Source organism: Streptomyces sp. 150FB (assembly GCF_000818195.1).
Lineage (GTDB): Bacteria > Actinomycetota > Actinomycetes > Streptomycetales > Streptomycetaceae > Streptomyces.
Map to the genome: position 1 here is coordinate 1665926 of NZ_JTHL01000001.1, position 8913 is coordinate 1674838.

Genomic DNA, 8913 nt, shown 5'->3' on the forward strand with positions numbered 1-8913 from the left:
GCCGCCTCCGAACAGGCAGGGCAGGCCGGGCAAGCAGGGCAACAGGGCGGGCAAGCAGGGCAGGCCGGTTCGGGCGCCGACCGCTCCGGGGCCGCCGTATGACGAGGAACGCATCGGGCCCGGCGGCGACGCCGGGCCCGGTGGGTCGCGCGGAGCCGTCCGCGCCGTCCACCGCAGCCGTATCTTTACCCACCGCGCCGCCCGGGGCGTTCGCCGCGTCCGGGCCATCCGCCGCGTACGCCGCGGCGCGGCCCGTACCGATCCTGATGTACCACGCCGTCGCGTACAGCCCGGCGCCCGCCACCCACGGCCTCTCCGTCTCCCCCGACGCGTTCGCCGAGCAGATGGAGCTGCTCCGTGAGACCGGCTTCACCCCGCTGACCACGGCTGCGCTCGGCACGGCCTGGCGTACGGGCGCGCCGCTGCCGATGCGGCCGGTGCTGATCACGTTCGACGACGGTTACGAAGGGGTGCACCGCCACGCCCTTCCCGTCCTCGCCTCGCTCGGCTTCAGGGCCACCGTGTTCCTGTCGACGGGCTGGCTGCGCGGCCGCCACGACGAGGGCGGTGCCCTCGACACCATGCTCGACTGGGACCAGGTGCGTGAACTGGCCGCCGCGGGCACGGAGATCGGCGGCCACAGCCACACCCACCCGCAGCTCGACCAGCTCGACAACGCGCGGCTCGGGTTCGAGATCTCCTACTGCCGCGAGATCATCGCCGCCGAACTGGGCACGGCGCCGGACTCCTTCGCCTACCCGTACGGCTATTCCGACCGTCGGGTACGGCAAGCGGTCGGCGCGGCCGGCTTCAGCCAGTCGCTGGCCGTGGGCAACGCGCTGGCGCGCCGCCGCCAGGGCCCGTACGCCCTGAAGCGGGTGACCGTACGGCGTGACACCGGCATGGCGGAGTTCGCACGGCTCGTCGACGGGCGGGCGATCGGACGTACGTTCGCCAGGGACCGCGCGCTGACCAAGGGGTACGCGGTCGTCAGGCGCACGCGCGCCGCCGCGCGGGCGGTGACCGGGCGGTGAAGGGCCTGACCGGGGGACGGCGGTGACGAAGGGGCGGTGCGGGGCCGGCGGCCGCCACGGGGCAAAACACCGTGCATCGGCCGTCGCGGTGCCGGATCATGGGCGACATGTCTGCCAAGCCTCAGGACGCACTGCCGATCCGGCTCACCGTCGACGACAGCGACTCCCCCTCGGATGTGGTCGACGCGCTGTTCCTCGGCCGCTTCGCGACGGGCGAGCAGCCGTACTCCCACAGCTCGACCATCGACCGGGTCAAGTCGGGCCTGACCCTGCTGCCGCCCGGGGCCACCGTGCTGCGGGCGGCACGCGACGACGACCGCAGCGCCACGCTCGCCGAGGGCGAGGGCTGGACGCTGCTGGTCTCCCGCTGGAGCCGTGGCGCCGATGTCACGGTCACCGCCGTCACGTCCGAGCTGGCCGAGAAGATCCACGGCCAGGCGACCGACGGCGCGCAGGACGAGCCAGAGCCGCAGCCCGAGAACGTGACGATGGGCTTCTGGTACGTCTCGCCCCGGCGCGGTCCGCACCGCACCACCCGGCAGATCGCCGCCGGAACCTGGGACGAGGTCAGGGCCAACTACACCGCGCCGGTGGCCGACGCGATGGACCGGCTGATGAAAGTGACTCCCGACGACATCGCGGGCCGGCTGCTCCTGCTGCACGGCCCGCCCGGCACCGGCAAGACCTCGGCGCTGCGGACGCTGGCGCGTTCCTGGCGCGACTGGTGCCAGGTCGACTGCGTACTCGACCCGGAGCGGCTCTTCAACGACGTCGGCTATCTGATGGACATCGCGATCGGCGAGGACGACGGATCGGCGAAGGGCCGCTGGCGGCTGCTCCTGCTGGAGGACTGCGACGAACTGATCCGGGGCGAGGCCAAGCACACGGCGGGCCAGGCGCTGTCACGGCTGCTGAACCTCACCGACGGTCTCCTCGGCCAGGGCAGGAACGTACTGGTGGGGGTGACCACCAACGAGGACCTGGAGCGACTGCACCCCGCCGTGGTCAGGCCGGGTCGCTGCCTGGCCAGGATCGAGGTGGGGTCGCTGACCCGGTCGGAGTCGGTGTCGTGGCTGAGCGGGGAGGAAGGCGACTGGGAGGCGGCGGTCGGCCGGGAGGGCGCGACGCTGGCGGAGCTGTACGCGCTGCGCAGGGGCAGCGGGCCCGCGTCCGTACCCGCGCAGCAGTCCGGTTCGGACGCGGGGCTGTATCTGTGAGGCGGTGACCGATGGGTCACCTCTTCGGGTAGACGGCGCGCAGCGCCTCCTCCACGGCCTGGAGCGCGGCGGCCCTGTCGAGCCCGAGCCGCTGGGCGCGCTCCGCGTACGCCCGCGCGGCGGCGGCGCTCTCCTGCTCGGCGGCGTCACCGGCCGCCGCCACGAAGGTGCCGTTCCTGCCGTGTGTCTCGATCACCCCGTCGGACTCCAGCGCCCGGTAGGCCTTGGCCACGGTGTTGGCGGCGAGACCGAGTTCGCCCGCGAGGCCGCGCACGGTCGGGAGCCGGTGGCCCACCGGCAGGGTGCCCTTGCGGGCCTGGGCGGAGATCTGGGCGCGGAGCTGCTCGTACGGCGCGGCCGCGGCTGCCGGGTCGATCACGATCTTCAGGGTCACGGGCCGATTGTCCTCCACCCCGGACAATCCGGAGGCGGCCGGACGTGCGCCCCGGCTACCGTGCCGACCCATGTCTGTCTCCTCTGTCTTCGTACGTGATTTCCGCCCGGAGGACGCCGAGGCCGTCGCACGTGTGCGGCATGCCTCGATCCCGTACCTCGTCACCACCGGTGAGTCCGTCCTCTTCGCCACCGAGAACGCCCATCCCGCGCAGAAGTACCGGCTGTTGGTGGCCGAGTCCGGCGGCGAGGTCATCGGCGCCGCGCATGTCTCGCTCGCGCACGAGAGCCGGGATCCGGGGCAGGGAACCGTCACCCCGCACGTGCATCCGGGGCACAGGGGCCGGGGAGCGGGCTCGCTCCTGCTGCGTGCGGCGGAGGAGCATCTCGCCGCCGGGGGCGCGACGCGGGTGTACGCCTGGGTGACCGACGAGCCGCGCGAGCGGGCCTTCGCCGAGGGCCACGGCTACGCGCCCCGGCGCCCGGCGCGCTTCCTGCGCCTCGACCTCGCCGGCGGCCCGCTGCCGGATCCGGCCGGCCTGAAGCCGCTGCCCGCCGGGTTCGAGCTGCGTACCGCGGCGGACCTCGCAGCCGACCCGCGACCGCTGTTCGAAGCGGACGCCGAGGTCAGCGCCGACGAGCCGGGCGACATCTCCGCCGAGCTCGACGACTACCAGGACTGGCTGCGGCAGACCTGGAACCATCCGTGCCTCGACCGGGACCTGACGTCGGTGGTGGTGGCGCCGGACGGCCGGATCGCGGCGTTCACCGCCGCCCATTCGGACCGCGCCACCCGCTATGTCACCGGTATGACGGGAACGCTGCGGGAGTTCCGCGGGCAGGGGTTCGCCAGACTGGTCAAGACGGACTCGCTGCGGCGCGCCCGCGCGGCCGGTCATACGGAGGCCTTCACCAGCAACGACGCCGGGAACGCTCCGATGCTCGCGGTGAACCGGTGGTTCGGCTACGAGATCTGCGGGACGGAGGTGCGCCACGTCCGCGAGTTGCCCACGGCTCGCAACGAACCATGACTCTCGCCGCAAGAAATGGATGAATACGCGTAGCTGAGCGGCAGGGAGACGAAATCAGCTCGCAGGAGCCTTGTGGAACGGGGTACGGGCGCCCTAATGTCACCTCACCCCCAAGGGCTCCTCACTCCTGTCCCTCCCCCTGTTCCCTCCCCGCTCCCCCCATGGCGGCAGCTCCGCCGAGCGTCGCGCGCGTTCACCTTCCCGAGAGAAACGAGCTTGCGATGTCATGGAGCATCACGTCCGGCACGGCCAGGTGGTCGGGCGGACCCCGGCGAAGAGCCACGCTGGTCGCGTCGCTGACGGCGGCCGCCCTCGGCCTCGGTGTCCTGAGCGGCGGCGCCGCGCACGCCGGTACGAGTACGGGCACGGGCACCGGTACCGGTACCGGCACAGCGACCGCCTCGGCCCCTGTCGTGACCCGCGCCGCCCTCGATCCCTCGCTGGTCACCGGCCGGGGCGCCGAGGTCGGCTTCGCCGAGCAGGAGGCGGAGAACGCGGCGACGAACGGCACCGTCATCGGCCCGGGGCGGGCCGCGTACACGCTGCCCGCCGAGGCGTCGGGCCGGTCGGCGGTCACGCTGACACCGAGGCAGTACGTCGAGTTCACGCTGCCGAAGGCGGCCAACGCGATCACCGTGCGGTACAGCATCCCGGACGCCCCGGGCGGCGGCGGCATCACCGCGCCGCTGGACGTCACGGTGAACGGCGGACACCGCACCACCATGACCCTCACGTCGCAGTACGCGTGGCTGTACAACCAGTACTCGTTCTCGAACGACCCGAACGCCGGCCTGCTCCACCCCGACCAGTGGATCACCGAGTGCGCCTGTGTCCCGGCCGACACCACACCGGCCCCGGTGATCAACACACCGTTCCGCCCGAACCACTTCTACGACGAGCAGCGCCTGCTGCTCGGCAAGAAGTACCGCGCGGGGGACACCGTACGGCTGACGGTGCCGGCCGGGAGCCGCGCGGCGACGACCACCGTCGACCTGCTCGACTCGGAACTCGTCGGCGCGCCGCATGTCGCCCTCCTCGCGGCAAACGTGCTCGCCTTTGGCGCCGACCCGTCGGGCCGGCGTGACTCGGCCGACGCGATCGACAAGGCCATCGCCTTCGCGAAGCGCGCCCACCTCAAGGTCTATGTCCCGCCGGGCACTTACCAGGTCAACCGGCACATCGTCGTCGACCGGGTGACGATCGAGGGCGCGGGAAGCTGGTACACGGTCTTCAAGGGACATCAAGTCACCCTCAGTACCCCCGCCGCCGACGGCTCGCTGCACACCGGGGTCGGCTTCTACGGCAAGGACGCCTCCGCCGGGGGCAGTTCGGACGTGCACCTGTCCGGCTTCGCGATCCAGGGTGACGTACGGGAGCGCGTCGACACCGACCAGGTGAACGGGGTGGGCGGGTCGCTCAGCGACTTGACCGTCGACGGCCTGTACATCCAGCACACCAAGGTGGGGCTGTGGTTCGACGGACCGATGTCCCACCTGCGGATCACGAACAACGTCATCGTCGACCAGATCGCCGACGGCCTCAACTTCCATACCGGGGTGACGGATTCGGTCGTCTCGAACAATGTCGTCCGCAACACGGGTGACGACGCCCTGGCCCTGTGGTCCGAGAAGACCGAGGACGCGCGCAACACGATCGACCACAACACCGTGCAGACACCGGTCCTCGCGAACGGCATCGCGGTCTACGGCGGCACCGACAACACCGTGTCCGGCAACCTGATCGCGGACCCGATCCGGGAGGGCAGCGCCATCCACGCCGGATCCCGCTTCGGCGCCGAGGCGTTCACCGGATACCTGCGGATCAAGGACAACACCACGGTCCGGGCAGGGACGTTCGAGCTGAACTGGAACATCGGGCTCGGCGCCGTCTGGCTCTACGCGCTGGAGAAGAACATCGACGCGGACATCCAGGTGACCGGGGACCACTTCCTCGACAGCACCTACAACGCGATCATGCTCGTCAGCGACTTCCCGGTGAAGGACCTGTACTCGATCACCAATGTCCACTTCAAGGACATCCGGGTCGACGGCACGGGCACCTCGGTCGTCAGCGCCCGGGTGGCCGGTTCCGCGTCGTTCGAGAACGTGGACGCGCGCAACGTGGGCGCGGTCGGCGTCAACAACTGCGGATCGTTCCACTTCACGCCCGCCGGTTCGGAGTTCACGCTCACCGACCTCGGCGGAAACGACGGCGGCGGCACGACGGGCCCCTGGCTCGCCCCCTGGGAACTGCCGAACACGATCACCTGCGACGACCGTCCGCCGGTGACCGCGCCCCCGGCACCGACCGCCTGGTGACGCCCGGTCCGGGGGTGGGGCGCCGCGTTGGCGCCCCACCCCCGGATACCGTCAGGACTTCGCCGTCAGGACTTCGCCGTCAGGACCTTGCCCGGGTTGAGGATGTTGTGCGGGTCGAGCGCCGCCTTGACCGCGCGCTGCATGTCCAGCACCTCGGGGCCCAGCTCGGCTTCGAGGCCGTCGCGCTTGAGCAGGCCCACCCCGTGCTCGCCCGTGACGGTGCCGCCCAACTCCAGCGCCGCGGCGATGATTTCGTCGAACGCGGCCTGGGCACGGTGCCTGGCGGCCTCGTCGCCCGGCGGGGTGATCAGCAGTGGGTGCAGATTGCCGTCGCCCACATGGGCGATGTTGGCGATGAGGGTGTCGTGCCGGCGGCCGATCTCGTCGACCCTGCCGAGCATCTCAGCGACGGCGGCGAGCGGTACGCAGACGTCCTCGGTCAGTACGGGGCCGAGCCGCTCCACCGCCGGGTAGGCGAGCCGCCGCGCGTCGAACAGCGCCTCGGCCTCCTCGGGGTCCGTCGACCGGGTCGCCCAGGTGGCACCGGCGCCGTTGAAGCACTCCAGCATCGTTTCCGCGTCCTGCTCACCGGCGACGCCCGGCGCGTCCACCCGGCCGAGCAGCAGCGTGTCCGCCTCGGCGGACAGCCCCATCCGCTTCCAGGCGTCGACCGCCGCCAGGCAGTGCCGGTCGATGAGTTCCAGCGCGGAGGGCGTCACCCCCGCCGCCGCCACGGCCGCCGCGGCGGCGCCCGCCGAGGCGGCCGAGGGGAAGTAGCCGACCACGGTGTGCTCGTCGGGGCGCTGCGGCCGCAGCCGTACGGTGATCTCCGTGATCAGCCCGAGCATGCCCTCGGAGCCCACCATCAGCGACGTGAGGTCGAGACCGGCCACGCCCTTCGCCGTACGCCGGCCGAGCCGGACCAGCTCGCCCGTACCCGTGACGACCTGGAGCCCGAGCACGTAGTCGCCGGTGACGCCGTACTTCACACAGCACAGGCCGCCCGCGTTGGTGGCCACATTCCCGCCGATCGTCGACCAGGGCGCGCTGGCCGGGTCCGGCGGGTACCACAGGCCGTGCTCGGCGCAGGCCGCGCGCAGATCGTTGTTGACCACGCCGGGCTCGACGACGGCCAGCCGCTCGCCGGTGTTGATCTCCTTGACCGCCCGCATCCGCTCGAAGGAGACGACCACGCAGCCGGCTGTCGCGTTGGCGCCGCCCGAGAGTCCCGTACCCGCGCCGCGCGGCACCACGGGGACGCCGTGCTCCAGGCAGTGCCGGACCACGGTCCTGACCTCTTCGGCGGTGTGGGGGCGTACGACGGCGGCGGGCTGTCCGTGCGGAGCCCACTCGGCCTCGTCGTGAACGAACCCGGCGAAGGCGTCGGGGTCCCGCACCACCCGGTCGGGGGGCAGCAGCGCGGCCAGTTCGTCAACGAAGCCATCCATGTCCACACGTCCCTCTTTCTCGTCCTACGGCGCCCTGACCACGGACGATCCTCCCTTCACTGTGCCACTCGCTCCGGCGGCTCATCCTTCCGGGTGGTCCTGGCGGGCGCGACGAGCTCCACCTCGTACCCGGCGGCGTCGGTCAGATACGCCGCGTAGTGGCCCTCTCCTCCCGCGTACGGATGGCGATCCGCGAACAGCAGCGTCCAGCCGTGCTCGGGCGCACGCGCCACCAGAGCGTCGAGCGCGGCGCGGCCGGCGACATGGAACGCGAGATGGTTGAGCCCGGGCGCGCGGCGGTCGTGGCCGCCCGGGCGGAGGTCCGGCGACTGCTCGATCACCACATACGTGTCGCCGCGCCGGAAGCTGCGGCCGTGCTCCCAGTGCTGGTACGGGACATGGCCCAGCTCGCCGAGCAGCCATCCCCAGGACGCCTCGGCCTGGAGCAGCTCCGGCACCCACAGCTCGATGTGGTGCGGCAGGCCGCCGGTGGTCGTCGGCAGCCGCACCGCGCGGTCCGGGCCGCCCGGTGCGTACGCGGCCGCTCCGTCGTCCGCGTGCCGGTGGAGGACGAACCTGGCGCCCTCGCGGTAGGCGTCGAAGCCCGCCCGGCAGTAGGCGACCATGTCGTCGGGGAGGGCGGACAGCGGGTGCCAGGAGAGCCCGGAGCACTTCTCGGGCTCGCGGTTGTACGGCTCGCCGCCGCATCCGTACTCCGCCTCGAAGAACCAGCCGGTGCGGGGCTGGCCGCCGGGACCGCTGTGCTGCATGACCAGCGCGACCCGCAGATCGTCCGGAGCCAGTTCGAGGCCGATCTCCTCGGACGCCTCGCGGATCATGGCTCTGACGACGTCCTCGCCGTCCTCGACATGCCCGGATGGGCTGTTCAGCAGCCCGTCGGCGTACCCGGTGCCGGAGCGGCGGGCGAGCAGCACCTCGTCGCCCCGGCGCAGGATCAGATGGACGGCGACCACTTCGCGGTGGCGCTGCCGAGGCGCGGGCGGGGTGGGCGTGAGCTGCGCGACGACCGCGTACCGCACGTCGTCGACGGGGCGGCCCCACAGCGTCGCGTCGGCCGAGAGCGGTTCGTGGCGCACCTGTTCGGTGAGCGGGGTGAGCGCGGCGGTGACGCGCGCGGCGGGCAGGCCCGTACCGTTCCAGACCCCTTCGATCAGCACCAGCCGGCCGCCGGGCCGGAGCAGCGAGGTCCAGTGCCGCAGAACGTCTTCGGGGTCCGGCATCATCCACAGCATGTGCCGGGCCAGCACCACGTCGAAGGTCCGCTCCCCCACCGGCGGCCGCACCGCGTCACCGACCAGCACCTCGGCGCCCGTCCCGGCCAGCTTCGCCCCGGCGAGGGCGGCCATGCGCGGCGAGAGGTCGACGGCGAGCACCCGGTGGCCCTGCTCGGCGGCGAGCAGGGCGAGGCTGCCCGTACCGCATCCGAGGTCGAGGACGTCGGCGGGCCCGGC

Annotated in this window: 7 protein-coding genes; 4 read left to right on the forward strand and 3 right to left on the reverse strand. The window is 72.3% G+C overall.

The genetic code is table 11. The annotated features are described in order from the left end of the window. Window positions 1-266 precede the first annotated feature (266 nt). Together QR77_RS06820 and QR77_RS06825 are read left to right on the forward strand one after the other, a co-directional pair. Window positions 267-1034, forward strand: a complete 768-nt coding sequence (locus QR77_RS06820; protein ID WP_040027420.1) for a polysaccharide deacetylase family protein — start codon at window positions 267-269, stop codon at window positions 1032-1034. Window positions 1035-1141: 107 nt separating this feature from the next. Further along, a complete protein-coding gene (locus QR77_RS06825) occupies window positions 1142-2251 on the forward strand; it encodes a DUF5925 domain-containing protein (RefSeq protein WP_040020298.1) in 1110 nt (369 codons plus the stop codon). A gap of 16 nt (window positions 2252-2267) precedes the next feature. Here the strand turns inward: QR77_RS06825 and QR77_RS06830 are convergent, their stop codons facing one another. Further along, window positions 2268-2645 carry a GntR family transcriptional regulator gene (locus QR77_RS06830; protein WP_040020299.1) on the reverse strand — a complete coding sequence of 126 codons (378 nt, stop codon included), beginning with the start codon at window positions 2643-2645 and terminating at the stop codon, window positions 2268-2270. A 70-nt stretch (window positions 2646-2715) separates the two neighbouring features. Here QR77_RS06830 and QR77_RS06835 point away from each other — a divergent pair, with 70 nt between their 5' ends. Continuing rightward, window positions 2716-3675 carry a GNAT family N-acetyltransferase gene (locus QR77_RS06835; RefSeq protein WP_040020300.1) on the forward strand — a complete coding sequence of 320 codons (960 nt, stop codon included), beginning with the start codon at window positions 2716-2718 and terminating at the stop codon, window positions 3673-3675. 221 nt (window positions 3676-3896) lie between these two features. Beyond that, window positions 3897-5993 carry a glycosyl hydrolase family 28-related protein gene (locus QR77_RS06840; RefSeq protein WP_040020302.1) on the forward strand — a complete coding sequence of 699 codons (2097 nt, stop codon included), beginning with the start codon at window positions 3897-3899 and terminating at the stop codon, window positions 5991-5993. 65 nt (window positions 5994-6058) lie between these two features. Here QR77_RS06840 and QR77_RS06845 read toward each other — a convergent pair whose 3' ends face one another. Then, window positions 6059-7441 carry an FAD-linked oxidase C-terminal domain-containing protein gene (locus QR77_RS06845; RefSeq protein ID WP_040027421.1) on the reverse strand — a complete coding sequence of 461 codons (1383 nt, stop codon included), beginning with the start codon at window positions 7439-7441 and terminating at the stop codon, window positions 6059-6061. A gap of 56 nt (window positions 7442-7497) precedes the next feature. Continuing rightward, window positions 7498-8913, reverse strand: a 1416-nt coding sequence (locus QR77_RS06850) for a trifunctional class I SAM-dependent methyltransferase/NUDIX hydrolase/VOC family protein (RefSeq protein ID WP_078876513.1), incomplete at its 5' end; no start/stop codon positions are given.

What these genes read in the sequence shown, in the direction of transcription:
- QR77_RS06820 (WP_040027420.1), top strand. Translation starts at nt 267, where the DNA reads ATGTACCACGCCGTCGCGTACAGCCCGGCGCCCGCCACCCACGGCCTC.
- QR77_RS06825 (WP_040020298.1), top strand. Translation starts at nt 1,142, where the DNA reads ATGTCTGCCAAGCCTCAGGACGCACTGCCGATCCGGCTCACCGTCGAC.
- QR77_RS06835 (WP_040020300.1), top strand. Translation starts at nt 2,716, where the DNA reads ATGTCTGTCTCCTCTGTCTTCGTACGTGATTTCCGCCCGGAGGACGCC.
- QR77_RS06840 (WP_040020302.1), top strand. Translation starts at nt 3,897, where the DNA reads ATGTCATGGAGCATCACGTCCGGCACGGCCAGGTGGTCGGGCGGACCC.
- QR77_RS06845 (WP_040027421.1), bottom strand. Translation starts at nt 7,441, where the DNA reads ATGGATGGCTTCGTTGACGAACTGGCCGCGCTGCTGCCCCCCGACCGG.